Raw genomic sequence first — 25,729 nt, 5'->3', positions numbered from 1 at the left:
AATGGGCGGCCTCAGGCCTTGGCCCGGCTTTCCAGGACCTCAACGGCTGGCAGAACCTTGCCTTCGACGAATTCGAGGAACGCGCCGCCACCGGTAGAAATGTAGGAGATCTGATCGGCAACGCCATATTTATCGATGGCGGCCAGGGTGTCGCCGCCGCCAGCGATGGAGAATGCCGAGCTTTCTGCGATGGCCTGGGCCAGGACTTTGGTGCCGTTACCGAACTGGTCGAATTCGAACACGCCTACCGGGCCGTTCCACAAGATGGTCTTGGACGACTTCAGCAGTTCGGCGAAATTCGCCGCGGTCTGTGGGCCGATGTCCAGGATCATGTCGTCTGCGGCCACGTCAGCGATCAGCTTGACGGTAGCGGTCGCGCTTTCAGCGAACTCCTTGGCAACCACGACGTCGACCGGCAGCGGCACGCTGACCTTGGCGGCGATGGCGCGAGCGGTGTCCAGCAGGTCCGGCTCGTACAGGGACTTGCCGACCGGGTGACCGGCAGCAGCCAGGAAGGTGTTGGCAATGCCGCCGCCGACGATCAGCTGATTGCAGATCTGGCTCAGGCTGTTCAGCACGTCGAGTTTGGTCGACACCTTGGAGCCGGCAACAATCGCAGCCATTGGCTGGGCCGGGGCACCGAGGGCTTTGCCCAGAGCGTCCAGTTCGGCAGCCAGCAACGGGCCAGCGGCGGCGACTTTGGCGAACTTGGCCACGCCATGGGTCGAACCCTCGGCGCGGTGAGCGGTGCCGAAGGCGTCCATCACAAACACGTCGCACAGGGCGGCGTATTGCTGGGCCAGTTCGTCAGCGTTCTTTTTCTCGCCTTTGTTGAAGCGCACGTTTTCGAACAGCACGATGTCGCCGGCCTTCACGTCAACGCCGCCCAGGTAATCGGCCACCAGCGGCACTTCGCGACCCAGAGCCTTGCTCAGGTAATCAGCAACTGGCTTGAGGCTGTTCTCGGCCGAGAACTCGCCTTCGGTCGGACGGCCAAGGTGCGAGCAGACCATCACGGCCGCGCCTTTTTCCAGGGCCAGCTTGATGGTCGGCAGCGAGGCCAGGATTCGCGCATCGCTGGTGACAACACCGTCCTTGACTGGGACGTTGAGGTCTTCGCGGATCAGTACGCGCTTACCTTGCAGATCGAGGTCGGTCATCTTCAACACGGTCATGGGTCGCATTTCCTACTGTTTTGGAGAGGCAGCTGCTTGCAGATAATGTTCTGCAACGTCCAGCATTCGGTTGGCAAACCCCCATTCGTTGTCGAACCAGGCCAGGATGTTCACCAGCCGTGGGCCGGAAACTCGGGTCTGACTGGCATCGACGATGGCCGAATGTGGGTCATGGTTGAAATCACAACTGGCGTGAGGCAACTCGGTGTAAGCCAGAAGGCCCTTGAGCGGGCCAGCAGTGGCAGCCTCGCGCAAAATCCGGTTGACCTCGGTGGCGTCGGTGTCGCTCACGGTCTGCATCGTAATGTCGAGGCAAGACACGTTAACCGTCGGCACCCGCACGGCTTTGGCCTGAATTCTCCCGGCAAGTTCCGGTAACAGACGTTCGATGCCGCGCGCCAGACCAGTGGACACCGGAATCACCGACTGAAACGCCGAACGGGTGCGCCGCAAGTCTTCGTGATGATAGGCATCGATCACCGGCTGATCGTTCATCGCCGAGTGAATGGTGGTGATCGATACGTATTCCAGACCAATGGCCTGATCCAGCAGGCGCAACAGCGGCACGCCGCAATTGGTGGTGCAGGACGCGTTGGACACCAGCAACTCATCACCGGTCAGGCAATCCTGGTTCACGCCGTAGACGATAGTGGCGTCGACATCCGCTTCGCTGGCCATCGGCTGGGAAAACAGCACGCGCGGCGCGCCAGCATCGAGGAAACGCTGGCCATCTTCACGGGTGTGGTAAGCGCCGGAGCACTCCAGCACCAGATCGACGCCCAGCGACGCCCAATCGATGCCTTCGGGGGTGGCACTGCGCAGGACCTTCACGCAGTCGCCATTAATATGCAGACAATCGCCGTCGACCTTCACTTCCCCGGGAAAACGCCCGTGAGTGGAGTCGAAGCGTGTCAGGTATTCGATGCTGGCCATGTCCGCCAGATCGTTGATCGCAACAATTTCAAACCCGGCCTTATCGCCTCGCTCAAACAACGCACGCAAGACGCAACGACCAATCCGGCCGTAGCCGTTGAGTGCAACTTTGTAAGGACGCGGTTGAGGCATGGGGTTCTCGATTACCGTGGTGAATCCGTTATTGCAGTGTTGCCCGGGCTATCGCTTTCGCGAGCAAGCCCGCTCCCACATTGGAATGCATTTCCCTGTGGGAGCGGGCTTGCTCGCGAAGACGTCAGCACGGACAACGCAACTGTCGGATTTAGTCTTCCAGCAGCTCTTCAGCCTGACCCAGGATGTTTTCCAGGGTGAAGCCGAACTCTTCGAACAAGGCAGGCGCAGGCGCCGACTCGCCATAGGTGGTCATGCCGATCACGCGGCCTTCCAGGCCCACGTACTTGTACCAATAGTCTGCGTGCGCGGCTTCGATGGCGATACGGGCGCTGACCTGCAACGGCAGAACCGCTTGCTTGTAACCAGCGTCCTGAGCATCGAACACGCTGGTGCAAGGCATCGAAACAACACGCACCTTGCGACCTTGTTCGGTCAGCTTGTCGTAAGCCTGAACCGCCAGGCCAACTTCAGAACCGGTGGAGATCAGGATCAGCTCAGGCTCGCCGTCGCAGTCCTTCAACACGTAACCGCCACGAGCGATGTCGGCGATCTGGAACGCATTGCGGGTTTGGTGCTGCAGGTTCTGACGCGAGAAGATCAGCGCCGAAGGGCCGTCCTTGCGTTCCAGAGCCAGTTTCCAGCACACCGCCGATTCAACGGCATCGGCTGGGCGCCAGGTGTCGAGGTTCGGCGTGCTGCGCAAGCTGGTCAGTTGCTCGATCGGCTGGTGAGTCGGACCGTCTTCGCCCAGACCGATGGAGTCGTGGGTGTAGACGAACACGACCCGCTGCTTCATCAGCGAGGCCATGCGCACGGCGTTGCGGGCATATTCCATGAACATCAGGAAGGTCGCGCCGTAAGGCACCAGACCGCCATGCAAGGCCACGCCGTTCATGATCGCACTCATGCCGAACTCGCGAACGCCGTAGTACATGTAGTTGCCGCTGGCGTCTTCAGCCGTCACACCTTTGCAACCTTTCCACAGGGTCAGGTTGGAACCGGCCAGGTCAGCGGAGCCGCCCAGCAGTTCAGGCAGCAGCGGGCCGTAGGCATTCAATGCGTTCTGGCTGGCTTTACGGCTGGCGATGGTTTCGCCTTTGGCAGCGACTTCAGCAATATAAGCAGAGGCGTTTTCAGCGAAGTCTTCCGGCAGGTCGCCGCTCAGACGACGAATCAGTTCGTTGGCCAACTCAGGGAAGGCAGCGGAGTAGGCAGCGAAACGCTGATCCCATTCGGCTTCGGCCGCGCGACCGGCTTCCTTGGCGTCCCACTCGGCGTAAATGTTGGCCGGGATTTCGAACGGACCGTGGTTCCATTTAAGCGCAGCGCGGGTCAGAGCGATTTCCGCGTCACCCAATGGGGCGCCGTGGCAGTCTTCTTTACCTTGCTTGTTCGGCGAACCGAAACCGATGGTGGTCTTGCAGCAGATCAGCGTCGGTTGCTCGCTTTTGCGCGCGGTTTCGATCGCAATCTTGATCTCTTCAGGGTCGTGACCGTCGACGTTGCGGATCACCAGCCAGTTGTAGGCTTCGAAACGCTTAGGGGTGTCGTCGGTGAACCAGCCTTCGACTTCGCCGTCGATGGAGATGCCGTTGTCGTCGTAGAAGGCGATCAGTTTGCTCAGGCCCAAAGTACCGGCCAGGGAGCCGACTTCGTGGGAAATGCCTTCCATCATGCAGCCATCACCCAGGAACACGTAGGTGTGGTGGTCGACAATGTTGTGGCCCGGACGGTTGAACTGCGCCGCCAGGACTTTCTCTGCCAGGGCAAAACCAACGGCGTTGGCCAGGCCTTGGCCCAGTGGACCGGTGGTGGTTTCAACGCCTGGGGTGTAGCCCAATTCCGGGTGACCCGGGGTGCGGCTGTGCAGCTGGCGGAAGTTCTTCAGGTCATCGATCGACAGGTCATAGCCGGTCAGGTGCAGCAGCGAGTAGATCAACATCGAGCCGTGACCGTTGGACAGCACGAAGCGGTCACGGTCGGCGAACGATGGATTGCTCGGGTTGTGCTTCAGGTAGTCACGCCAAAGTACTTCGGCGATATCCGCCATACCCATAGGGGCACCGGGATGGCCGCTGTTGGCTTTTTGCACGGCATCCATGCTGAGGGCACGAATGGCGTTGGCACGCTCACGACGGCTGGGCATCGCTGTTCTCCTGCGGATATTGAATCGAGAGTGAATAAAACGAAACGGAAAAAAGGCGAGCATTTTCCCTCACCCACCCGCCTCGGGGCAATGACAGATAGTCATCTGAAGGCGTTTTTCCGGCGGATAAAGTCGCATTTAACTGATGAAACCTTTCCGCTGACGATTTGTAGAGTGACCCTTTCCCCGAGAAGTGCCATCTATCGAGCAATATCAAAACTTTTTGATATTGCTCTTGCGGTGTTTTCGGACCGTCACTAGACTGCTGGCCTTATGAACTTACGCGCACCTTCCATTCGACATGACGATTGCGATGAGCTGGCGGCCCTGTGCAAGGCCGGCGGCGATCCTCTGCGGCTGAATGTATTGCGCGCGTTGGCCAACGATTCGTTTGGCGTACTGGAGCTGGCGCAGATCTTTGGCATCGGCCAGTCCGGCATGAGTCATCACCTCAAGGTATTGGCCCAGGCCGACCTGGTGGCGACGCGCCGTGAAGGCAACGCGATTTTCTACCGTCGCGCCCTGCCCCACACCGACCTGCCGGGTGGCAAGCTGCATGCCGCGCTACTGGAAGAAGTGGACAACCTGACCCTGCCTGCCGATGTGCAGTCGCGGATCGGTCAGGTCCATGGGCAACGAGCGGCGGCCAGCCAGGACTTTTTCTCACGGGTCGCAGAGAAGTTTCGCGCCCAGCAAGACTTGATCGCGGGCCTGCCGCAATACCGCGAAAGCGTGGTGGCATTGCTCGACAAGCTGAGTTTCAGCGAAGGCGCCACGGCCATCGAAGTCGGCCCCGGAGATGGCGCATTTCTGCCAGAACTGGCGCGCCGCTTTACACAGGTCACGGCGCTGGACAACAGCCCGGCGATGCTCGAACTGGCGCGCCAGGTTTGCGAACGCGAAACGCTGGCTAACGTCAGCCTGCAATTGGCCGATGCATTGAACGGCGTCCGCCTCAAGGCTGACTGCGTTGTACTGAACATGGTGCTGCACCATTTCGCCGCGCCGGCCGAAGCACTCAAGCACATGGCCAATTTGCTGCAACCGGGCGGTAGCCTGCTCGTGACAGAGTTATGTAGCCACAACCAGAGTTGGGCCAGGGAGGCCTGCGGTGATCTATGGTTGGGGTTTGAACAGGACGATTTGGCCCGTTGGGCCACCGCTGCGGGACTCGCTCCCGGGGAAAGCCTCTATGTAGGCTTACGTAATGGTTTCCAGATCCAGGTCCGCCATTTTCAGCGACCGGCTGGCGACACTCACCATCGGTAAATTCAGGAAAAAATCGAGATGAGCGAATACTCCCTCTTCACCTCCGAGTCCGTGTCCGAAGGGCATCCGGACAAAATCGCCGACCAGATTTCCGATGCTGTGCTGGACGCCATCATTGCTGAAGACAAGTTCGCCCGTGTAGCGGTCGAGACCCTGGTAAAAACCGGCGTTGCAATCATCGCAGGTGAAGTCACCACGTCGGCCTGGGTCGACCTGGAAGAGATCGTGCGTAACGTGATTCTGGACATCGGCTACAACAGCTCCGATGTCGGCTTCGACGGCGCCACGTGCGGCGTGATGAACATCATTGGCAAGCAGTCCCCTGACATCAACCAGGGTGTCGACCGTGCCAAGCCTGAAGATCAAGGCGCCGGCGATCAGGGCCTGATGTTCGGCTATGCCAGCAACGAAACCGACGTGCTGATGCCAGCACCGATCACCTTCTCGCACCAGCTGGTTCAGCGTCAGGCCGAAGCCCGTAAATCCGGCCTGCTGCCTTGGCTGCGCCCGGACGCCAAGTCGCAAGTGACTTGCCGTTACGAAGGCGGCAAGGTTGTCGGTATCGACGCCGTTGTACTGTCGACTCAGCACAACCCTGACGTGTCCTACAAAGACTTGCGCGAAGGCGTGATGGAGCTGATCGTCAAGCACGTACTGCCTGCCGAACTGCTCTCCAAAGACACCCAGTTCCACATCAACCCGACTGGCCAGTTCATCATCGGCGGTCCCGTTGGCGACTGCGGTCTGACCGGCCGCAAGATCATCGTTGACAGCTACGGCGGCATGGCACGTCACGGCGGCGGCGCATTCTCCGGTAAAGATCCATCGAAGGTTGACCGCTCGGCCGCCTACGCGGGTCGTTACGTGGCTAAAAACATCGTGGCGGCCGGCCTGGCCGAGCGTTGCGAGATTCAGGTTTCCTACGCGATCGGTGTTGCTCAGCCTACATCCATCTCGCTGAACACCTTCGGCACCGGCAAGATCAGCGACGACAAAATCGTCAAACTGGTTCGCGAAGTGTTCGACCTGCGTCCATACGCAATCACCACCATGCTCGACCTGCTGCACCCGATGTACCAGGAAACCGCTGCGTACGGCCACTTCGGTCGTACCCCGGCAACCAAGACTGTGGGCGATGACACTTTCACCACTTTCACCTGGGAAAAGACCGACCGCGCCGATTCCTTGCGCGCTGCTGCCGGCCTGTAAGACTTCCCCGGCGGTACCAAAAGCCCTGCACGGTTCGCCGTGCGGGGCTTTTTATTGCCTGCTTTCCAGAGGTCGACACACGCTGAAAAACAGCCGGCCTTCTGATCCTGAAAATCCGTCCTAGCCTTCAAGCATTCCACTTGAGCAAGGACGCTCACAATGCCGCTCCACCTGCGCGTGTTTTTCGGTTTTCTACTGATCATTTTCTGTCTGACCACTAAGGCTGGGGAGTGCCCCGACTGGCCGCCCACACGCGCCCTGGACGAAATCACGTCACTGCAGAAACAAATCGACCTCTGGGACGACAGCTATCACAGGGGCGGCCGCTCATTGGTCGCCGATGAGCTCTATGATCAGTCTCGTGCACGACTGACCGAATGGCGCACGTGTTTCGACCTGGCCCAATCCGCGGAACCGCTACGTACCGCGGGCGGCACGATGCCTCATCCCATTGCCCACACGGGCCTGGAAAAACTCCGCGATAGTCGCGCCGTCGAAGCCTGGCTAAAAGGACGGAGCGATGTCTGGATTCAGCCCAAGATCGACGGCGTGGCGGTGACGCTGATCTACCGCAAAGGCCTGCTGACTCAGGCAATCAGCCGCGGCGACGGAATAAATGGCCAGGACTGGACGGCTTCGGCGCGGCAGATCACCGCCATCCCCCAACAATTACCGCAGCCACTGGACCTGCTGCTGCAAGGTGAACTCTATTGGCGCCTGACCGATCACGTACAGGCCCGTGCCGGCAGCCTCAATGCACGCGCCACAGTGGCCGGTTTGATGGCCCGCAAAAAGCTGAGCACTGAGCAAGCCGCCGGGGTTGGCCTGTTTGTCTGGGACTGGCCTCTGGGCCCGGCAAGTTTGCCCGCCCGCGTTGCGGCCCTGGATGAGCTGGGCTTCCCGAGCACCGCACCATACAGTCATTCGATCAAGGTATTTGCCGACGCTGAACGCTGGCGCGATCACTGGTATCGCTCGCCCCTGCCCTTCACCAGTGATGGCATCGTCCTGCGCCAGGATCAGCGCCCAGCCGCCAAGCGCTGGCAGGCTAAACCGCCTTATTGGAGCGTCGCCTGGAAATACCCTTTTGCCCAGGCCTTGGCCGAGGTGCGCAAGGTCCACTTCAAGATTGGACGGACCGGACGGATCACCCCTGTACTGGAATTGACACCAGTGATGCTCGATGACCGGCAGATCAAGCGAGTCAGTGTGAGCTCACTGCAACGCTGGGAAGCACTGGATATCCGGCCCGGAGATCAGGTCGCCATCAGCCTGGCAGGTCTGACCATTCCCAGGCTTGACGGTGTCATGCTGCGCAGCACCCAACGCGCTGAATTGAGCGTACCGCTGGCGGAGGACTTTCATCATTTGAGTTGTTGGCAGCCGACTCCGGGGTGCGAAAGCCAATTCCTCGCTCGACTGACCTGGCTCAGCGGCAAGCAGGGACTGGCGTTGCCGCATGTCGGTCCAGGCACTTGGGAGAAACTTTTCGAAACAGGCCGTCTGAATAGCCTGCTGGATTGGTTGACCCTCGATGCTCAAGAGCTTGCTAACATTAACGGCTTCGGCGAACGCAGCAGCGCTCGTCTTTTAAACAGTTTCAACAGTGCCCGACAACGCCCTTTCGCTCGCTGGCTCAAAGCCCTGGGTTTACCGCCGACCGGCCACGCACGGCTTGCCGATTCATGGCAGGAACTGGCACAACGAAACACCGAACAATGGCAGGCAGAAGCCGGCATCGGCCCGGGACGCGCAGCGCAATTGAGCGCATTTTTCCGCGACCCGCAGGTCCTGGCCTTGAGTGAAACATTACGTGTTGCGGGGATTGACGGTTTTTAGCGGCCGGCGATGCCCGCCAACCCGGGAACCCAATGGTGCCGCCGGGCTCAAACACCCCGTCGCCACATCGACCCGACCGCTTTTCCACATGGAGCTTTTATGAAACTTCTTTCACCACTCGCCCTGCTGACCCTTTGCGGCGTGCTGGCCGCTCCGCTGATGGCCGCCGAAGAAGCTCCGGGCCTGACCGGCTGCGCCGCAAAGAAGCAGGGCATCATCAATCAGATTGAACTGGCCAAGTCTCACGGCAACGCCGATCAACAGGCAGGCCTTGAAACGGCCCTGAGTGAAGTCACTGCTCATTGCACCGATGCTTCCCTGAAGAAAGAGCGGGAAAACAAGGTGCTCGACGCCAAGCACGAAGTCAGCAAGCGTCAGGCTGATCTGGACAAGGCCATGAAGAAAGGCGACGCCGAGAAGATCAACAAGCGCAAAGACAAACTCGCCGAGTCGCGCAAGGAACTGCAGGACGCACTTGATGAGCTGGACAAATAAGGATCAGTTCAGGACTCAATGATCCCGAAACTCTTTATGGCAAGCACTGCAGGCATCTTCGACTTTCTGCACCGCCGGCCCCAGGTTACTGGCCTTGTAAGGCTGAACCTTGCTGGCCGTCACCAATTCACCGGTGGCGGCTTCAAGGGTGCGGGCCATGTCCTGGAAGTGTTCCTGTTTCTGCCAGACATCGCTCTTGGCGCTGGTGTGATCTTCTTCGCGCACTTGCGGAAAATGTTTCCAGGGCTCACGGGACAACGCATCGAGCTTCACCGCACCGTCAGCGAATTTCGGGCCGTCAAACGGGATGCGACCACGCAACATGCCGCCCAGGTCTTCGCCGGTCTTGAGCATTTGCTTGAAGATTGCCTTGCGCTGGCCCAGCGGCGAGTTGGGATCGACACCACCGCAGGCGGACAACGCCAGGCAGGCCAGCAATACAACAGAAAGTCTTTTAAGAGTCATGGTGGCTTCAGGTCACGGGAAACGGCGGCCAGTATCCTCGCGTCATCGGCAAAGACCAATAGCCCTATTATCAATACGGGTTGTTTGAGCGCAGGGAGCACTCATGCAACCGACAAAGGAATTACTCCATGAACAGCCGTTTCAAGGCATGGCGTCACAACATCGCCTGGACCCTTCCGATGGTGGCCGTGCTTGCGGGCTGCACCGGTGGCGACAACAACAAACCGCAAACCCACGCCCTGGCGACCTACTCCAGCGCCACATGGGAAGCACTTCCGACGGTGTCCGACAACGACCTGGTCGCCGGCTTCGGCTCGTGGCGCAGCGCCTGCACCCGACTCAAAGCCGACCCGGTGTGGGGCTCGACCTGCGCGGCTGCCGCCAACGTGCCACAAACCGCCAACGATATTCGTGGGTTCCTCAAGCAGAACCTCGACGTCTACGGCCTGCGCGCCGCCAATGACAATCCCAACGGCTTGATCACCGGCTATTACGAGCCGGTCTACCCCGGCAGCCTGACCCAGACCGAAGTGGCGAACATCCCGGTGTACGGCGTGCCCGAGGACATGATCATCGTCTCTCTGGACAGCATCTACCCGGAACTCAAAGGCAAACGCCTGCGCGGACGACTCGAAGGTCGTGTGCTCAAGCCTTACGACGATGCGGCCACGATTGAAACCAAAGGGGTCAAGGCACCGGTAGTTGCCTGGCTGACCGACCCGATGAACCTGCAATTCCTGCAAATCCAGGGCTCGGGTCGTATCCAGCTCGATGATGGCCGCCAGCTGCGCATTGCGTATGCCGACCAGAACGGTCACCCGTATCGACCGATCGGCCGCTGGCTGGTGGACCAGGGCGAGCTGAAAAAAGAAGAAGTGACCATGGGCGCCATCAGCACTTGGGCCAAGGCCAATCCGACGCGCATTCCGGAACTGCTGGGCAGCAACCCCAGCTACGTATTCTTCACTCGCAATCCGGACAGCAACGAAGGACCTCGCGGCTCACTGAACGTACCGCTGACCACCGGCTACAGCGCGGCGGTGGATCGCAAAGTGATTCCGCTGGGCAGTCTGCTGTGGTTATCGACCACTAAACCTGACGGTACCGCACTGGTACGCCCGGTTGCCGCTCAGGACACCGGCGGCGCAATTGCCGGCGAAGTCCGTGCAGACCTGTTCTGGGGCACAGGTGAGGCGGCCGGGCAATTGGCCGGCGACATGAAACAGCAGGGGCAGATCTGGATGCTCTGGCCTAAAGGCGCAGCCCTGCCTCAAGTGCCGCAGGTGGCCGACAAGCTTTAAAGTCAAAAGACCGCAGGCTCGCCGCAAATCGCGGATGAGCCTGCGATCTCTTGATCTTGCTCTTAAACAGAAACCACAAAGAAACTGACGATCAACCCAAGCCCTACCAACCACATCAGCGACCGCAAAATCGCCCAATCCGCCAAGTAGCAAATGATGTACAGCAGCCGACTGGTGATGAACAACACCGCCAGCACATTGATCGTCACCAGTTCGGCATTGCCGGCCAGGTGCGCAACGATCACCGCCGCCGCGAACGCGGGCGTCACTTCAAGACCGTTCAGATGTGCCGCATACGCGCGTCGGCCAAAACCATTCAGTGACTCGAGAAAGTCACGGGGGTCATGGTTGTCTTTCGGCCTGAACCCGCCACTGACCCTGGCGATGGTCGTGCAGACATAGGGCAGGAAAATCGCGATCAAAATGCACCACAGAGCAACCGTCATAACGCAATCCCTTCTTCAAGTTTCAAGAGTCGAGTTCCAGTCAAAACTTCATCACCAGCATGCCGATCAGCACCAGCCCGCAGGCTAAGAGCCGCGGCCTGCCGAAAGGTTCTTTCAGGTAACGCATGCCGAACAGCACCACCAGAATCACGCTGATCTCGCGCAAGGCTGCCGCCTCGGCAATCGAGCCCAGTTGCATGGCCCACAGCACCAGAGCGTAGCTGAACAACACGCAAAACCCGACCGCCAACCCCAGTCGCCACTGTTCCCGCCAGAACAGCATGAAGGCCGGTCGCTTACGCACCAGCGCCAGTAACGGGAACGGCCAGGCGCTGAGCAACGTGACCCACACCAGGTAATCCAGCGGATGCGACCAGCGCCGCAACGCCTGGCCATCGATGAAGGTGTAGCAGCCGATGCACAGGCCGATCAACGCCACCACTGGCAGCATCGACCACGGCAATCGCGCACCGCCACCGCCCTGCCAGAGCAGGCACAACATGCCGAACGGGATCAGCAGAATCCCGAAGATCTGCTGGTTCGTCAGCACTTCGCCGGCAAAAATCAGCGTCAGTGCCAGCACTACCAGCGGCGACAAGCCACGCATCAGCGGATAGACCAGCCCGAGATCACCAACCCGATAGGCCTGGATCAGCAAATAGCGATAGAGCAATTCAAACGCCGCCGACGCCAGAATCCACGGCCAGATGTCCAGGGGTGGCAATGCCACGAACGGCAACATCAGTGCGACAAACAGCATTGCAACGCTGTCCATGCAGGCCACCACCAGCAGCCGCTCCGCACTGAATTTGATCAGGGTATTCCACGCCGCGTGCAACAGCGCTGCCACTAACACCAGTGCTGTTGCAAGCACGGCACACTCCTTTTGTTGACCGCCCCCCACATGAAGCGGGGCGGAGAATTGATTCGCCATATGTCAGCAGCTGTTTATACTGCAAGCGACCACGCCGCACTCAGTTGCGCACAGACTAATTCCAATAATTTCTGCCACCGCCCGCTCTCGTCGAGAACGGGCGTCGGCATGCGTATGCCTGATCAGAGCGTCAAGACTACCGACAGAGACCTTGCGCATGCCACTCGCCTTGCTTGCCCTCGCTGTTGCCGCGTTCGGCATCGGCACCACTGAATTCGTCATCATGGGCTTGCTGCCCGATGTCGCCCGCGACCTCGCGGTGAGCATCCCCCACGCGGGCTTGCTGATCACCGGCTACGCCCTGGGCGTGGTGTTCGGTGCGCCGATCCTTGCGATCGGCACCGCTAACATGCCGCGCAAAGCCACGCTGCTGGGCATGACGCTGATGTTCATCCTCGGCAACATCCTCTGCGCATTGGCGCCGAACTACGCCACGCTGATGGCCGCACGCGTGGTCACCGCGCTCTGCCATGGTGCGTTCTTCGGCATCGGTTCAGTGGTCGCCGCCGGTTTGGTGGCCCCGAACAAACGCGCCCAGGCGATTGCCATGATGTTCACCGGCCTGACCCTGGCCAATGTGCTGGGCGTGCCATTGGGCACTGCGCTCGGGCAATACGCCGGCTGGCGCTCGACGTTCTGGGCGGTGTCGGTAATCGGCGTGATTGCCGCGATTGCGCAGTGGGTCTGGTTACCGAAGGACATCGCCATGGACAAGGCCAACCTCGCCAGCGAGTTCAAAGTGCTGGGCAAGGTCAACGTGTTGTTGGCGCTGGGCATGAGCGCGCTGGCGTCGACCAGCCTGTTCAGTGTCTTCACTTACATTGCCCCCATCCTGCAAGACATCACCGGTGTCAGCCCGCATGGCGTGACCATCATGTTGCTGCTATTCGGGGTTGGATTGACTGCGGGCAGCATGCTCGGCGGTCGCCTGGCTGACAGTCGATTGCTGCCGTCGCTGGTGGGCATGGCGCTGGCGGTGCTGGTGGTGCTGGCCGCGTTCTCACAGACCAGTCACTCGGTGATCCCGGCAGCAATTACGCTGGTGTTGTGGGGCATCTTCGCCTTTGCCCTGTGCCCGATTTTGCAACTGCTGATCATTGACCAGGCGCATGAGGCTCCGAATCTGGGTTCAACGTTGAACCAGAGCGCGTTCAACCTCGGGAACGCAGCCGGTGCGTGGATTGGTGGCCTGGTCGTCGCCAGTGGTGCGGATCTGGCGGACTTGCCGTGGACCGGCGCGCTGGTCAGTGGCTTGACGGTGCTGACGGCGCTTTTCTACATCTATCTGCAACGTCGCGGTGTTGCTGCGGTCAATGTGTCCGGCTAAACAACCCTGATTCCCTTGCGCGGTCAACGTCGCGCATTCTTTCTACCTTCCCCATCCAAAGGACCCCGGATGCTTGAACTTGTCGCTGCGTTTATCTGCCTCACCACGCTCCTCACCTACGTGAACTTTCGCTTCATCGGCCTGCCCCCGACCATCGGCGTCATGGTCACCGCGCTGATGTTTTCCCTGCTGCTGCAAGGCTTGAGTTTCATCGGCTATCCCGGTCTCGAAGAACGTGTGCAACAGCTGATCGGCCAGATCGACTTCGGCGACTTGCTAATGAACTGGATGCTGTCCTTCCTGCTGTTCGCCGGCGCCCTGCACGTCAACCTGAATGACCTGCGCAACTATCGCTGGCCCATCGGGTTGTTGGCGACCTTCGGCGTGTTGATCGCCACCGCCGTGATCGGCAGCCTCGCCTATTACATTTTTGCCCTGTTCGGCTGGCACGTGAGCTTCTTGTATTGCCTGCTGTTCGGCGCACTGATCTCCCCGACAGACCCGATCGCGGTGCTCGGTGTGCTGCGGACCGCCAACGCGTCCAAGCCACTGAAAACCACCATCGTCGGCGAATCGCTGTTCAACGATGGCACCGCTGTAGTGGTGTTCACCGTGCTGTTGGGCATCGTGCAGCTCGGCGAAACCCCGACCCTTGGCGCCACGGCCATGCTGTTCGCCCACGAGGCGATTGGCGGCGTGCTGTTTGGTGGGCTGATCGGTTACCTGGTGTACCTGATGATCAAGAGCATCGAACAGCATCAGATCGAGGTGATGCTGACTCTGGCACTGGTGATCGGCGGCTCGGCCATGGCGTCGGAATTGCACGTCTCCGCTCCGATCGCGATGGTGGTCGCCGGCCTGATCATCGGCAATCTGGGCCGCAATCTGGCGATGAACGACATGACCCGCAAGTACCTGGACGGTTTCTGGGAATTGCTCGATGACATGCTCAACGCGCTGCTATTCGCGCTGATCGGCATGGAGTTGTTGCTGCTGCCGTTCAACTGGTTGCACGTGCTGGCGGCGAGTTTGCTGGCGCTGGCGATTCTGCTTTCGCGCCTGCTGACGGTGGCGCCGGCCATCGTGCTGTTGCGGCGCTGGCGTACGGTCCCTCGCGGGACGATCCGGATTCTGACCTGGGGTGGTTTGCGCGGGGGTGTTTCGGTGGCCCTGGCCCTGGCCTTGCCGCTAGGTCCGGAGCGCGACTTGTTGCTGAGCATCACCTACATCGTGGTGCTGTCGTCGATCCTGTTGCAGGGTTTGAGCATTGGCAAACTGGTCAAGCACGTGACCAAGGATGAGCCTGCGCCAGCGGCACAGGCCGATCATCACTGATTACTTTTTGGTCTTCTGCGGGTCAGGCTTCAGGCCTTGACCCGTAGACTTCTTCGGCGGGCCGCTTTCGCTACGGATCTGCGCATGACTGATCAGCGCGAAAATGAAGCTGCCGCCGATGATGTTCCCCGCCAGCGTCGGCCCGGCGAACACCAGCCAGAAATCCTTCCACGGCAACTCGCCGGCAAACACCAGATACGAGACCTCGGCGGACCCGACCACGATGTGGGTGAAATCCCCCAGCGCCATGAGGTAGGTGATGAGGATGATGATCCACATCTTCGCGCTCTCCATGGACGGAATCATCCAGACCATGGTGGCGATCATCCAGCCCGACACAATGCCTTTGGCGAACATCTGGCTGGCGTCGTTCTCCATGATCTTGCGCCCGATATCGAGGAAGGCCAGGTCGGTCTTACTGTCGAAAATCGGCAGATTCAGCATCACATACGCCACCAGCAACGTGCCGCAGAGGTTGCCCACCAGCACCACCGACCACAGGCGTAGCAACCGACCGAAATTGTTCAGTGTGGGTTTGGTCATGATCGGCAGCACCGCCGTCAGGGTGTTCTCGGTGAACAGCTGCTGACGGGCGAGAATCACCGCGAGAAAGCCTGCGCAGTAACCGAAACTGGCGATCACCTTGAAGCCTTCGCCGTCCGCCAGACGGGAATTGAGCAGCCCCATGGCCATCAGCGACAGGCCCATGGTCAGGCCGGCGGCCAGCGCCGACCACCACAAGGCGGCGACACTGCGCTCGAGTTCCTGATCGCCCTGGGTGCGGATGATTTCGTGCAGCACCGCCGCCCGCGGCGGCTGGCTCTTGTCGACGTCGTGCTGTTCTTCAGGGGAGAGGTTCGGGGTCTTGCCGTCTTTTTGCGTGTCCATAGAGCTCCGGAACCAGTGGTGTGTCATGTAGGTACGACACGCAGGGTTCGGAGCTGTTCACTGACCACGAAAACGAATCAAAACCTTGTGGCGAGGGAGCTTGCTCCCGGCAGGTTTTAGGGCCGCTTCGCGCCCCAGCGGGAGCAAGCTCCCTCGCCACAGATGACTCGTTTATTCGCTGGCTACGTCATCCTTGAACTGGTCCTTGACGTACGTGATCTCGGTCCGGCCGTGCGGTGCAGGCAAGCCGTCTTCGCCCAGATTGACGAAAACAATCTTCTCCACCGTCAGGATGCTTTTGCGGGTGATCTTGTTACGCACTTCGCACTTCAGGGTGATGGAGGTGCGACCGAACTCGGTGGCGGTGATGCCCAGCTCGATGATGTCGCCCTGGCGCGAGGCGCTGACGAAGTTGATTTCGGAAATGTACTTGGTAACCACCCGCTGATTGCCCAATTGGACGATGGCGTAGATCGCTGCTTCTTCGTCGAGCCAGCGCAACAGGCTGCCGCCGAACAGCGTGCCGTTGGGGTTGAGGTCTTCGGGTTTTACCCATTTGCGGGTGTGGAAATTCATATTCACTCCTGAGCGTCTTGCCGAATGATGGTGGGCATCATGGCAGAGCCCGACCTAGAGCTCTATCAAGCATCGACTATGGTCTCGATTACCGTTCAGAGATTGACCAACAGAAACGCTTTGGAAGTATCGCTCACACGGCTATAATCGCCACCGTTTCAAAACGGTCATCTTCGGTTGATACCGTTTTCCCGCCACCTGTCCGAGGGGCGCTGCAGCAGGTTCGACCTGTCAGGCTCGGATGGGGCGTTGCTTGACCGTTATCGGTCAGACACTAAACGCACAACGGCGCCCATTCGCATACATTACGAATGGAGGCTCATCATGAGCGCTGTTATCACGCCTGCAGATTTTAACGATTACAAAGTTGCCGACATGTCCCTGGCTGCCTGGGGCCGTCGCGAAACCATCATCGCCGAATCCGAAATGCCAGCCCTGATGGGTCTGCGCCGCAAGTATGCCGGTGAGCAGCCGCTCAAAGGCGCGAAGATCCTCGGCTGCATCCACATGACCATTCAGACTGCCGTGCTGATCGAAACCCTGGTTGCCCTGGGTGCCGAAGTACGCTGGTCGTCCTGCAACATTTTCTCGACTCAGGACCAGGCCGCTGCCGCTATCGCCGCTGCCGGTATCCCGGTTTTCGCCTGGAAAGGCGAAACCGAAGCAGAGTACGAGTGGTGCCTGGAGCAAACCATCCTCAAAGATGGCGCGCCTTGGGATGCCAACATGATCCTCGACGACGGCGGCGACCTGACCGAGCTGCTGCACAAGAAATACCCTGCGATCCTGGACCGCGTCCACGGCGTTACCGAAGAAACCACCACGGGCGTTCACCGCCTGCTGGACATGCTGGCCAAGGGCGAGCTGAAAATCCCGGCGATCAACGTCAACGACTCGGTCACCAAGAGCAAGAACGACAACAAGTACGGCTGCCGTCACAGCCTGAACGATGCGATCAAGCGCGGTACCGACCACCTGTTGTCCGGCAAGCAAGCACTGGTCATCGGTTACGGTGACGTGGGCAAGGGCTCGGCCCAGTCCCTGCGTCAGGAAGGCATGATCGTTAAAGTCTCCGAAGTCGACCCGATCTGCGCCATGCAAGCCTGCATGGACGGTTACGAGCTGGTTTCGCCGTTCATCGACGGTATCAACAACGGCACTGAAGCAAGCATCGACAAAGCGCTGCTGGGCAAGATCGACCTGATCGTGACCACCACCGGTAACGTCAACGTTTGCGACGCAAACATGCTCAAAGCCCTGAAGAAGCGCGCTGTTGTCTGCAACATCGGCCACTTCGACAACGAAATCGACACCGCTTTCATGCGCAAGAACTGGGCATGGGAAGAAGTGAAGCCACAGGTTCACAAAATCCACCGTACCGGCCCTGGCGCGTTCGACGCTCAGAACGACGACTACCTGATCCTGCTGGCCGAAGGCCGTCTGGTTAACCTGGGTAACGCTACCGGTCACCCAAGCCGCATCATGGACGGTTCGTTCGCCAACCAGGTTCTGGCGCAGATCTTCCTGTTCGGCCAGAAGTACGCCGACCTGTCGCCAGCCCAGAAAGCCGAGCGCCTGACCGTTGAAGTACTGCCGAAGAAACTCGACGAAGAAGTCGCCCTGGAAATGGTTCGCGGTTTCGGCGGCGTTGTGACTCAACTGACCAAGACTCAGGCCGACTACATCGGCGTGACCGTTGAAGGTCCGTTCAAGCCGCACGCTTACCGCTACTGATCTGCTGACCGGCTGCGCGGTGTTCTGATACACCGCGTCGCCTGCTCCCCTGTAGGAGCGAGCCTGCTCGCGATGGACGTTAACGATAATGCGTACTGGCTGGATAAACGCATTGCTCTCTCGTTCTTCGCGAGCAGGCTCGCTCCTACAGTGGGCCAGCGTCCGGCTTACATGTTTTCAAGGATATGACCATGTCCCAAGAACGTCGCTACAGCTTCGAGTTCTTCCCTACGAAGACCGATGCTGGGCATGAAAAACTGATTGCTACGGCCCGTCATCTGGCGACCTACAATCCTGACTTCTTCTCCTGCACCTACGGCGCTGGTGGTTCGACTCGTGATCGCACCCTCAACACCGTGTTGCAGCTCGAAAGCGAAGTCAAAGTCCCTGCCGCACCGCATTTGTCCTGCGTTGGCGACAGCAAAAACGACTTGCGCGGCCTGTTGGCCCAATACAAGGCGGCCGGCATCACCCGTATTGTTGCCCTGCGCGGTGACCTGCCTTCCGGCATGGGCATGGCCAGTGGTGAAATGCGCCACGCGAACGACCTGGTTGAATTCATTCGTGAAGAAACCGGTGATCATTTCCACATCGAAGTCGCCGCTTACCCGGAAATGCATCCGCAAGCGCGTAATTTCGAAGACGATCTGAACAACTTCGTACGCAAGGCCAACGCTGGCGCCAACAGTGCGATCACCCAGTACTTCTTCAACGCCGACAGCTACTTCTACTTCGTCGAGCGTGTACGGGCAAAGGGCGTGAACATCCCGATCGTTCCGGGGATCATGCCGATCACCAACTACAGCAAGCTGGCGCGCTTCTCCGATGCCTGCGGTGCGGAAATTCCGCGCTGGATCCGCAAGCAGCTGGAAGCCTACGGCGACGACACCCAGAGCATTCAAGGCTTTGGTGAGCAAGTCATCACCGAGATGTGCGAACGCCTGCTGCAAGGTGGCGCTCCAGGGCTGCACTTCTACACGCTGAACCAGGCCGAACCGAGCCTGGCGGTGTGGAACAATCTGAAGTTGCCGCGCTAAAAGCACGATCAAAAGATCGCAGCCTCGTTTCACTCGACAGCTCCTACAGAGTACGCAATCCCCTGTAGGAGCTGTCGAGTGAAACGAGGCTGCGATCTTTTACATTCAACGCCCTTTTATTGTGCAGCACACACTGAGTTAGAGCTTCTGGATCCCGTTTCTGGCTCTTTCCGGTTTCTCGTCGTAATCTCAAGCCATGCCTTTGATCGCGCAGTTACTGACCGTGTTTCTTTTTACTTGCCTGAGCTTCGCCGCTCGGGGCGAGAAGCTGCGCATTGTCACCGAACCCTGGGCGCCGTATGTGTATGAGGAAAACGGCAAATCCCTGGGACTGGACTACGAAACCACCGCCATCGTCTTCAAGCGCCTGGGCATCGAAGTGGAATGGCAGTTCCTGCCGTGGAAACGCTGCCTGTCGATGCTCGAAACGGGTCAGGCAGACGGGGCGCTGGACATCTTTCACAGCGATGAGCGCGACGCCACCCTGCTCTACCCCGGCGAGCCGCTCTCGGAAGTGGAGTTCGTGATGTTCTACGCCAATGAGCGGCCCCACCCTTTTCGCACCCTGGACGACCTGAAAGGGCTGACCATCGGCACTTCCCCGGGCTATCTGTACAGCCAGGACTTTCGTGAATCGACCCTGTTCACTCACGAACCGGCGCCGACCCATGAAGCCAACTTCGGCAAACTGGTGCGCGGGCGGATCGATCTGCTGATCACTGATCGCAGGGTGGGTCAGCACTTGCTCGACGAATTGGGCATCCGCGACAAGATTACCGAGAACCCGACCGTCATCAGTCACCAGAGCCAGTACCTGGCAGTACGCCGCAACGCCGGCATGGACTTGTTGGTGCAGCGCTTCGGCGCCGAACTCAAACGCTTCAAGCGCGAGCCTGCGTACGCTGAATTGAGCGCCCGATATGGCGCCGATCGGGCGGCCGAGGTCAAAGCCACCAGAGCCACCGCCGCCAGCGGAAAAACCGTTGAGCAGCAGGAAAGCGGCGCGCAGTGATTGCTCTGTTATACTCCGGCCTTCCCGCCAGGCTCACGCCCGGACGCTCGGACTTGTTCAAGGCATCTCGACCCCGCTACAGCGCAGCTTTTCAGCCCGCGCGAGCACTCCAGACGAGCTTTCAAGGCCCAGCAGGACCGGACGGGATTGCGTTCCTCTTAAACGCCATTCGCGCCAGGCAAGACTCCCATTGGGCCAAGCCCTAACTAAAACAGGATTACTCATGTCCTTTGCTTCCCTCGGTCTCTCCGAGGCTTTAGTCCGCGCCATCGAGGCAGCGGGCTATACCGAGCCTACTCCGGTGCAACAGCGGGCCATTCCCGCCGTGTTGCAAGGTCGCGACCTGATGGTCGCGGCTCAGACAGGTACTGGTAAAACCGGCGGCTTCGCCCTTCCGATTCTGGAGCGGTTGTTCCCCAACGGTCACCCGGACAAATCCCAGCGTCACGGCCCGCGCCAACCGCGCGTACTGGTCCTGACCCCTACCCGCGAACTCGCGGCTCAAGTACACGAGAGCTTCAAGGTCTATGCTCGTGACCTGAAGTTCGTCAGCGCCTGCATCTTCGGCGGCGTCGGCATGAACCCACAGGTTCAGGCCATGTCCCGCGGTGTTGACGTGCTGGTGGCCTGCCCCGGCCGCCTGCTCGACCTCGCCGGTCAAGGCAGCGTCGATTTGTCCCACGTGGAAATCCTCGTGCTGGACGAAGCCGACCGCATGCTCGACATGGGCTTCGTCCATGACGTGAAAAAGGTCCTCGCCCGTCTGCCGAGCAAACGCCAGAACCTGCTGTTCTCGGCGACGTTCTCCAAAGACATCACCGACCTCGCCGGCAAGCTGCTGCACAACCCGGAACGCATCGAAGTCACGCCGCCGAACACCACGGTCGAGCGTATCGAACAGCGCGTATTCCGTCTGGCTGCCAGCCACAAGCGCTCGTTGCTGGCGCACCTGATCACCGCTGGCGCCTGGGAACAGGTGCTGGTGTTCACCCGCACCAAGCACGGCGCCAACCGTCTGGCCGAGTACCTGGACAAACACGGCCTCAGCGCCGTTGCGATCCACGGTAACAAGAGCCAGAACGCTCGCACCAAAGCCCTGGCCGACTTCAAGGCTGGCGAAGTGCGCATCCTGGTCGCCACCGACATCGCCGCTCGCGGCCTGGACATCGATCAGTTGCCACACGTGGTCAACTTCGAACTGCCAAACGTCGACGAAGATTACGTTCACCGTATCGGTCGTACCGGCCGTGCCGGTCGTTCGGGCGAGGCGATCTCGCTGGTCGCTCCGGACGAAGAAAAGCTGCTGAAAAGCATCGAGCGCATGACCAAGCAGAAGATTGCCGACGGCAACCTGATGGGCTTCGATTCCAGCGCTGTAGAAGCCGAAAAACCAGAAGTCCGCGAGCGTCCGGATGTGCGTAACCCGCGCAACCCACGTGGCCCGCGCGGCGACGGTCCGAACGGCACTGGCGGTGGCGGCGGTCGTAAAGACAAGGGCAAGGACAAGGGCGGCAAGGAAAAAGCACCTGCTGCCACTGGCCGTGGTGATCGCCCGGCGCGTGAACACAAGCCACGCGAAGGCACTCCGGCTCGCGAGCAACAGCGTCCAGCGCCACGCGCTGCTGCTGCAGACCGTGCTCCGGACGAGTTCCTGGACGACGATATCGATAACTTCGGTAACCGCGTCGACTACGTTCCTCAAGCCAAACCGGCTCAGGGCCGTGGTCGCCGTCCAGGTGCTCCGGCACAAGGCACGACAGCTGGCGCAGGTGCTCCGCGCACTGGCGGCGGCAAGCCTCAGGGTCGTCAAAGCGGCCCACGCAGCAGCGATGGCGCCACCACCGGTACTCCGCCGGCCAAGCGCAGCGGTCCACGCAATGGTGCTCCACGTGACGGCCAGGCCCGTCGCGAAGAGTCCCGCAACCGCCGCCCGGCTCGTGACGATCAGCCACGTTCGGAACCGGCCGTGCAAAACCCGCGCGGCCCGGCACCGAAGATCATTCACAAGGAGTCGAAAACCGATCGTTTCCCGACTCCTGAGCAACTTGATCAACTGCCAGGTCGTCCACGCGGCGAGAAACCAGCCTTGCTGACCCGCAATCGCTGATTTAACGCAGCCATAAAAAATGCCCCTGATCGCGAGATCAGGGGCATTTTTTTATCCGCGGCGAAAGTTACTTCGCTTTCACACCTTCAAACGTCACGTACAGCTCGACCGCATCGGACTGTGGGCCCAGGTCTTTCTGCTTGCCGAAATCGGAGCGCTTGAGGTTGGTGGTGCCTTCGAAGCCAGCACGGTAGCCGCCCCATGGATCCTTGCCTTCACCCAGGAAAGTGGCCTTGACCACGATCGGCTTGGTCACGCCCGCGATAGTCAGGTTACCGCTCACGTCAGCAGTGTCTTTGCCAGCGGCGTTTTTGCCGGTGGATTTGACGCTGGTGGAAACAAACGTCGCTTTAGCGAATTTGCTAGCGTTCAGGAAATCACCGCTGGCGATGTGCTTGTCGCGCTCGGCGTTGTTGGTGAACACGCTGGCGGTGTTCACATTGAACTCGATCTTGCTGTCTTCTGGCTTGGCAGCATCGAAGCTGAACTTGCCGTCGATATCCTTGAAGGTACCGGTGATGAAGCTGTAGCCCAGGTGGCTGATCTTGAAGTCAACGAAGGCGTGCTGGCCTTCCTTGTCGACGACGTAGTCGGCCGCCATCACGTTGGCGGACAGCAGAGCAGAACCGATTGCCAGAGCGGCGAGAGTCTTTTTCAACATGCTTTCTATTCCTTTGGAGTCGAGGTTGAACGTCAAGCTTTGCGCCCCAGCATTCGAGTGAGGGTCGCATCACGATCGATAAAATGGTGCTTCAGTGCTGCCAACGCATGGAGACCGGAAAAAATGACCAGCACCCACGCCAGATACAGATGAATCACACCGGCGGTGTCTGCCTGATCCGGTAGTCCGGAAATCAATGCAGGGACTTCAAACAGGCCAAACACCGGAATCCCGACACCTTCTGCGGTGGAAATCAGGTAACCGGCAATCATCACAGCAAACAGACTGAGATACAGGAACGAATGGCCGAACTTGGCGCCAAGGCGCGTCATGCGGCTATAGCTTTCAAGTGCGGGTGGTGGCGGGCTGATGAAACGCCACAGCACCCGCAGAACCATGACGGCTAACAACACCAGGCCAATGCTCTTGTGCAAGTCGGGCGCGTCTTTGCGCCAGACGCTGTAGTAGTCGAGACCGACCATCCACAAGCCCAACGCAAACAGACCGAAGACCGCCAACGCCACGCCCCAGTGCATGAAAATGCTGACCCAACCGTAGCGCGAAGAAGAATTACGTAGCTGCATTGCCCAAATCCTGTGAGAACTGCGACCAAGACTATCGAGTTATCTATCGAGTTAAAGCGGAAAATTTCGCTTTGAAATATCGAGAAATACGATCAAGAGTCTGAAATGGGTGAGTTAAGGAAAGATTAAAGACCAATGTGTAATAAAAAATGAAGTCCAACTAAAGAACACCTGCGCCATTAGGTTTATTCGATTCTTGATATTGGTTCTCTTCGGGCATAAAAAAACGCGGCATTTCTGCCGCGTTCTTTTAGTCCCAAAGCTTATTGCGCTTTGGCATCCGCCACCGGAGTCGCAGCGGGCTTGGCCGCTACTTTCTTCGCTGGTTCAACCTTCTTCGCCGCGGCTTTTTTGGCCTCGGCTTTGGCCTGGGTTTTGGCCGCAGGTTTTTTCGCTGCAGCTTTGGCCGGGGCTTTTTTGGCCGGTTCGGCTTTCACCGGTGTCGCTGGTTTCGGTGCTTCGACCGGCGCGGCCGCTGGGGCCGGCGCAGGTGTTGGAGCCACTGCCGGTGCCGGAGCAACCGGAGCCACTGGCTCTGCCGCCTTGGCCAGTTCGGGTTTGTCGTCCGAACCACCGAACAGGTTGGTGAAGAAGTTACCTTTCTTCGCCGCCACTGCGCCGGCCGCCGCAGCGGTCGCTGCCGGTACAACTTTCGCCGGTTCAAACGACTTGCCGGCTGCCAAGTCTTCTACCTGACCGGCTGCACGCTGACCGGTGCGCAACGCGCCTTCCAGCGTCCCCGGGTACAAGGTGTCGGTGTGTTCGCCAGCGAACGCTACGCGTTGCAGCGGACGCTCCCACAGGCGCCAGTACTTGCTGATCTGGCCAGGGCCGAATGCCAGGTAAGCGCCACCCATGGAAGGGTCGGTGCTGTAGCGACGGATTTCATAACCGGTGAACGAACCGCGCGCCTCTGGATAAAAGGCGTGCAGACGGATCAGCACCTGATCGACCATCTGCTTGTCGCCGAAGGCCTGCATCACACGCGCGTTGTCGCCGGACAGGTTGATCACCACGTTGGCGCCGCCCTTCAGTGCCGGCTCAACCCACAACATGCCCAGACCGGCGTTGCTGTAGATCTCGCCGGTCATCCGCGCCTTGCTTTCCCACACTGGCGTCTTGAACTTCAGCATGATCTGGTCGCGCCAACCGTAGTTGGTGCCCTTGATCGCGCCCATGTGCTGGGTATCCAGCGATGGAGTCATCTGGATCTTGTTCAGTGCACGCAATGGCACGGCCACGACGACGTAGTCAGCCTGATAGCTAACGCTGCCGACTTTGACGGTCACACCGTCCTTTTCCTGGGTGATCGCCGAGACCGGGGAGCTGGTCTTGATGGTTTTCAGTTGCTTGACGAAAGCCTGAGCCAACACCGGGCTGCCACCGAGCAGACGCGAAGCGCGCAGGTCACGGTCGGCAACGCCAAGGTAAACGCGGTTTTGCTGTGCGAAGTACAGCAACGACAGGCGCGACGGTTCGTCATAACGGGTACGAATCTGCTGATTCACCAACTGACGTGCCGTGGCCGGTAGATTCAGACGGTCGAGCCAGTTGGCCACGTTGATCTGGTCCAGGGCGAACAGTGTGCTGTTGGCTGCCGGGTTCTGCGGGTCTTCGATCGAGCGCGCCAGATTGTCCAGGGTCTTTTCGTAGCGCTTGAGCGCGTCGCTGGTGGCCGGTTGCTTGGTGGCCAGATCGGCAGCGGTGAAATACTCACCGTCAATCAGGTAACCCGGGGTCCGCACGAATTCAGGGGCCGGTGTGGTGCTCAGCTTGAAGGTCGATACGTACTTGTTCAGAACCGGTTGAGTCTTGTCGTTGCCGATCCACTCACTGGTGGCCATGCCGGAGCGACCGCCCAGGCTCGGTTTGGCTTCCAGCAGGGTGACCTGCCAGCCTTTGTTTTGCAGTTCGTAAGCCGCCGTGAGGCCAGACAGCCCTCCGCCGATCACGATCGCCGTTTTATCCTTGGCCAGCGCAGACACGCTGAACAGCCCCAACATCACCAGCGCACAGGCGCGCAGCCAACCAGCAGACATTCAGAGAACTCCGGAAATACACGTAGGAAATAACGGTTTTACGAGCCAGACGGCTCAAAGAACCGCGAAGAATACGTCAGCC

The 25,729-nt window shown here is 59.7% G+C and carries 22 protein-coding genes and 1 riboswitch; of the genes, 11 read left to right on the top strand and 11 right to left on the bottom strand.

Features of this window, described 5'->3' with window-relative positions; all coding sequences use genetic code 11:
* Nucleotides 1–11: 11 nt before the first annotated feature.
* From ABH912_RS22675 to tkt, 3 genes are all read right to left on the bottom strand, one after another.
* Complete coding sequence (locus ABH912_RS22675) at nt 12–1,175, bottom strand: phosphoglycerate kinase (RefSeq protein ID WP_033060390.1); 1,164 nt, start codon at nt 1,173–1,175, stop codon at nt 12–14.
* Between the two features lie 12 nt (nt 1,176–1,187).
* A complete protein-coding gene (gene epd / locus ABH912_RS22670) occupies nt 1,188–2,240 on the bottom strand; it encodes an erythrose-4-phosphate dehydrogenase (RefSeq protein ID WP_033060392.1) in 1,053 nt (350 codons plus the stop codon).
* Nucleotides 2,241–2,391: 151 nt separating this feature from the next.
* A complete protein-coding gene (gene tkt / locus ABH912_RS22665) occupies nt 2,392–4,389 on the bottom strand; it encodes a transketolase (RefSeq protein WP_033060394.1) in 1,998 nt (665 codons plus the stop codon).
* Between the two features lie 273 nt (nt 4,390–4,662).
* On the opposite strand from tkt, the gene ABH912_RS22660 reads away from it, so the two are divergent.
* The 4 genes from ABH912_RS22660 (at nt 4,663) to ABH912_RS22645 (ending at nt 9,201) form a co-directional block, all read left to right on the top strand.
* Nucleotides 4,663–5,658: an ArsR/SmtB family transcription factor gene (locus ABH912_RS22660; RefSeq protein WP_033060396.1), complete on the top strand. Its 996-nt coding sequence runs from the start codon at nt 4,663–4,665 to the stop codon at nt 5,656–5,658.
* A gap of 18 nt (nt 5,659–5,676) precedes the next feature.
* Nucleotides 5,677–6,867 carry a methionine adenosyltransferase gene (gene metK, locus ABH912_RS22655; protein WP_033060397.1) on the top strand — a complete coding sequence of 397 codons (1,191 nt, stop codon included), beginning with the start codon at nt 5,677–5,679 and terminating at the stop codon, nt 6,865–6,867.
* Nucleotides 6,868–7,026: 159 nt separating this feature from the next.
* A complete protein-coding gene (gene ligB / locus ABH912_RS22650) occupies nt 7,027–8,706 on the top strand; it encodes an NAD-dependent DNA ligase LigB (RefSeq protein ID WP_429511704.1) in 1,680 nt (559 codons plus the stop codon).
* A gap of 99 nt (nt 8,707–8,805) precedes the next feature.
* Complete coding sequence (locus ABH912_RS22645; RefSeq protein ID WP_033060402.1) at nt 8,806–9,201, top strand: DUF1090 domain-containing protein; 396 nt, start codon at nt 8,806–8,808, stop codon at nt 9,199–9,201.
* 15 nt (nt 9,202–9,216) lie between these two features.
* Here the strand turns inward: ABH912_RS22645 and ABH912_RS22640 are convergent, their stop codons facing one another.
* Nucleotides 9,217–9,666, bottom strand: a complete 450-nt coding sequence (locus tag ABH912_RS22640; protein WP_033060403.1) for a c-type cytochrome — start codon at nt 9,664–9,666, stop codon at nt 9,217–9,219.
* Nucleotides 9,667–9,794: 128 nt separating this feature from the next.
* On the opposite strand from ABH912_RS22640, the gene mltA reads away from it, so the two are divergent.
* Complete coding sequence (gene mltA, locus ABH912_RS22635) at nt 9,795–10,967, top strand: murein transglycosylase A (RefSeq protein ID WP_429511703.1); 1,173 nt, start codon at nt 9,795–9,797, stop codon at nt 10,965–10,967.
* A gap of 62 nt (nt 10,968–11,029) precedes the next feature.
* Here the strand turns inward: mltA and ABH912_RS22630 are convergent, their stop codons facing one another.
* A complete protein-coding gene (locus tag ABH912_RS22630; RefSeq protein WP_429511702.1) occupies nt 11,030–11,413 on the bottom strand; it encodes an MAPEG family protein in 384 nt (127 codons plus the stop codon).
* A gap of 40 nt (nt 11,414–11,453) precedes the next feature.
* Nucleotides 11,454–12,287: an EamA family transporter gene (locus ABH912_RS22625; protein ID WP_008152002.1), complete on the bottom strand. Its 834-nt coding sequence runs from the start codon at nt 12,285–12,287 to the stop codon at nt 11,454–11,456.
* Nucleotides 12,288–12,504: 217 nt separating this feature from the next.
* Here ABH912_RS22625 and ABH912_RS22620 point away from each other — a divergent pair, with 217 nt between their 5' ends.
* Both ABH912_RS22620 and ABH912_RS22615 read left to right on the top strand, forming a co-directional pair.
* Complete coding sequence (locus ABH912_RS22620) at nt 12,505–13,674, top strand: MFS transporter (protein WP_429511701.1); 1,170 nt, start codon at nt 12,505–12,507, stop codon at nt 13,672–13,674.
* Nucleotides 13,675–13,743: 69 nt separating this feature from the next.
* Nucleotides 13,744–15,009, top strand: a complete 1,266-nt coding sequence (locus ABH912_RS22615; RefSeq protein ID WP_429511700.1) for a cation:proton antiporter — start codon at nt 13,744–13,746, stop codon at nt 15,007–15,009.
* On the opposite strand, the gene ABH912_RS22610 is transcribed toward ABH912_RS22615, so the two are convergent.
* The gene (locus tag ABH912_RS22610; protein ID WP_429511699.1) at nt 15,010–15,897 is read right to left on the bottom strand and encodes a formate/nitrite transporter family protein; all 888 of its coding nucleotides are present in this window, start codon (nt 15,895–15,897) and stop codon (nt 15,010–15,012) included.
* A gap of 171 nt (nt 15,898–16,068) precedes the next feature.
* Nucleotides 16,069–16,473 carry an acyl-CoA thioesterase gene (locus tag ABH912_RS22605; protein ID WP_033060418.1) on the bottom strand — a complete coding sequence of 135 codons (405 nt, stop codon included), beginning with the start codon at nt 16,471–16,473 and terminating at the stop codon, nt 16,069–16,071.
* 198 nt (nt 16,474–16,671) lie between these two features.
* Nucleotides 16,672–16,774: riboswitch (S-adenosyl-L-homocysteine riboswitch) on the top strand.
* Between the two features lie 23 nt (nt 16,775–16,797).
* Between ABH912_RS22605 and ahcY the strand changes: the two genes are divergently transcribed.
* From ahcY to ABH912_RS22585, 4 genes are all read left to right on the top strand, one after another.
* Nucleotides 16,798–18,207, top strand: a complete 1,410-nt coding sequence (gene ahcY / locus ABH912_RS22600) for an adenosylhomocysteinase (RefSeq protein WP_033060420.1) — start codon at nt 16,798–16,800, stop codon at nt 18,205–18,207.
* Nucleotides 18,208–18,398: 191 nt separating this feature from the next.
* Nucleotides 18,399–19,244 carry a methylenetetrahydrofolate reductase [NAD(P)H] gene (gene metF, locus ABH912_RS22595; RefSeq protein ID WP_429511698.1) on the top strand — a complete coding sequence of 282 codons (846 nt, stop codon included), beginning with the start codon at nt 18,399–18,401 and terminating at the stop codon, nt 19,242–19,244.
* Nucleotides 19,245–19,440: 196 nt separating this feature from the next.
* On the top strand, nt 19,441–20,256 hold the full coding sequence (locus ABH912_RS22590) for a substrate-binding periplasmic protein (protein ID WP_429511697.1): 816 nt from the start codon (nt 19,441–19,443) through the stop codon (nt 20,254–20,256).
* 223 nt (nt 20,257–20,479) lie between these two features.
* Nucleotides 20,480–22,363, top strand: a complete 1,884-nt coding sequence (locus ABH912_RS22585) for a DEAD/DEAH box helicase (RefSeq protein ID WP_429511696.1) — start codon at nt 20,480–20,482, stop codon at nt 22,361–22,363.
* A 67-nt stretch (nt 22,364–22,430) separates the two neighbouring features.
* Here ABH912_RS22585 and ABH912_RS22580 read toward each other — a convergent pair whose 3' ends face one another.
* The 3 genes from ABH912_RS22580 to ABH912_RS22570 form a co-directional block, all read right to left on the bottom strand.
* On the bottom strand, nt 22,431–23,024 hold the full coding sequence (locus ABH912_RS22580) for a YceI family protein (RefSeq protein WP_033060424.1): 594 nt from the start codon (nt 23,022–23,024) through the stop codon (nt 22,431–22,433).
* A gap of 32 nt (nt 23,025–23,056) precedes the next feature.
* A complete protein-coding gene (locus ABH912_RS22575) occupies nt 23,057–23,608 on the bottom strand; it encodes a cytochrome b (RefSeq protein ID WP_033060425.1) in 552 nt (183 codons plus the stop codon).
* A gap of 263 nt (nt 23,609–23,871) precedes the next feature.
* Nucleotides 23,872–25,647: a flavin monoamine oxidase family protein gene (locus tag ABH912_RS22570; protein ID WP_429511695.1), complete on the bottom strand. Its 1,776-nt coding sequence runs from the start codon at nt 25,645–25,647 to the stop codon at nt 23,872–23,874.
* Nucleotides 25,648–25,729 lie beyond the last annotated feature (82 nt).

The organism is Pseudomonas sp. BT76 TE3572, from assembly GCF_050435365.1.
GTDB classification, from domain to species: domain Bacteria; phylum Pseudomonadota; class Gammaproteobacteria; order Pseudomonadales; family Pseudomonadaceae; genus Aquipseudomonas; species Aquipseudomonas fluorescens_W.
The sequence above is the reverse complement of the archived record's forward strand: the minus strand, read 5'-3'. Positions and strand labels throughout refer to the sequence as shown.

What these genes read in the sequence shown, in the direction of transcription:
- ligB (WP_429511704.1), top strand. Translation starts at nt 7,027, where the DNA reads ATGCCGCTCCACCTGCGCGTGTTTTTCGGTTTTCTACTGATCATTTTC.
- ABH912_RS22640 (WP_033060403.1), bottom strand. Translation starts at nt 9,666, where the DNA reads ATGACTCTTAAAAGACTTTCTGTTGTATTGCTGGCCTGCCTGGCGTTG.
- mltA (WP_429511703.1), top strand. Translation starts at nt 9,795, where the DNA reads ATGAACAGCCGTTTCAAGGCATGGCGTCACAACATCGCCTGGACCCTT.
- metF (WP_429511698.1), top strand. Translation starts at nt 18,399, where the DNA reads ATGTCCCAAGAACGTCGCTACAGCTTCGAGTTCTTCCCTACGAAGACC.
- ABH912_RS22585 (WP_429511696.1), top strand. Translation starts at nt 20,480, where the DNA reads ATGTCCTTTGCTTCCCTCGGTCTCTCCGAGGCTTTAGTCCGCGCCATC.
- ABH912_RS22590 (WP_429511697.1), top strand. Translation starts at nt 19,441, where the DNA reads ATGCCTTTGATCGCGCAGTTACTGACCGTGTTTCTTTTTACTTGCCTG.
- ABH912_RS22580 (WP_033060424.1), bottom strand. Translation starts at nt 23,024, where the DNA reads ATGTTGAAAAAGACTCTCGCCGCTCTGGCAATCGGTTCTGCTCTGCTG.
- ABH912_RS22570 (WP_429511695.1), bottom strand. Translation starts at nt 25,647, where the DNA reads ATGTCTGCTGGTTGGCTGCGCGCCTGTGCGCTGGTGATGTTGGGGCTG.
- metK (WP_033060397.1), top strand. Translation starts at nt 5,677, where the DNA reads ATGAGCGAATACTCCCTCTTCACCTCCGAGTCCGTGTCCGAAGGGCAT.
- ABH912_RS22675 (WP_033060390.1), bottom strand. Translation starts at nt 1,175, where the DNA reads ATGACCGTGTTGAAGATGACCGACCTCGATCTGCAAGGTAAGCGCGTA.
- ABH912_RS22575 (WP_033060425.1), bottom strand. Translation starts at nt 23,608, where the DNA reads ATGCAGCTACGTAATTCTTCTTCGCGCTACGGTTGGGTCAGCATTTTC.
- ABH912_RS22620 (WP_429511701.1), top strand. Translation starts at nt 12,505, where the DNA reads ATGCCACTCGCCTTGCTTGCCCTCGCTGTTGCCGCGTTCGGCATCGGC.
- ABH912_RS22630 (WP_429511702.1), bottom strand. Translation starts at nt 11,413, where the DNA reads ATGACGGTTGCTCTGTGGTGCATTTTGATCGCGATTTTCCTGCCCTAT.
- ABH912_RS22615 (WP_429511700.1), top strand. Translation starts at nt 13,744, where the DNA reads ATGCTTGAACTTGTCGCTGCGTTTATCTGCCTCACCACGCTCCTCACC.
- ahcY (WP_033060420.1), top strand. Translation starts at nt 16,798, where the DNA reads ATGAGCGCTGTTATCACGCCTGCAGATTTTAACGATTACAAAGTTGCC.
- ABH912_RS22605 (WP_033060418.1), bottom strand. Translation starts at nt 16,473, where the DNA reads ATGAATTTCCACACCCGCAAATGGGTAAAACCCGAAGACCTCAACCCC.
- ABH912_RS22610 (WP_429511699.1), bottom strand. Translation starts at nt 15,897, where the DNA reads ATGGACACGCAAAAAGACGGCAAGACCCCGAACCTCTCCCCTGAAGAA.
- epd (WP_033060392.1), bottom strand. Translation starts at nt 2,240, where the DNA reads ATGCCTCAACCGCGTCCTTACAAAGTTGCACTCAACGGCTACGGCCGG.
- ABH912_RS22645 (WP_033060402.1), top strand. Translation starts at nt 8,806, where the DNA reads ATGAAACTTCTTTCACCACTCGCCCTGCTGACCCTTTGCGGCGTGCTG.
- tkt (WP_033060394.1), bottom strand. Translation starts at nt 4,389, where the DNA reads ATGCCCAGCCGTCGTGAGCGTGCCAACGCCATTCGTGCCCTCAGCATG.
- ABH912_RS22660 (WP_033060396.1), top strand. Translation starts at nt 4,663, where the DNA reads ATGAACTTACGCGCACCTTCCATTCGACATGACGATTGCGATGAGCTG.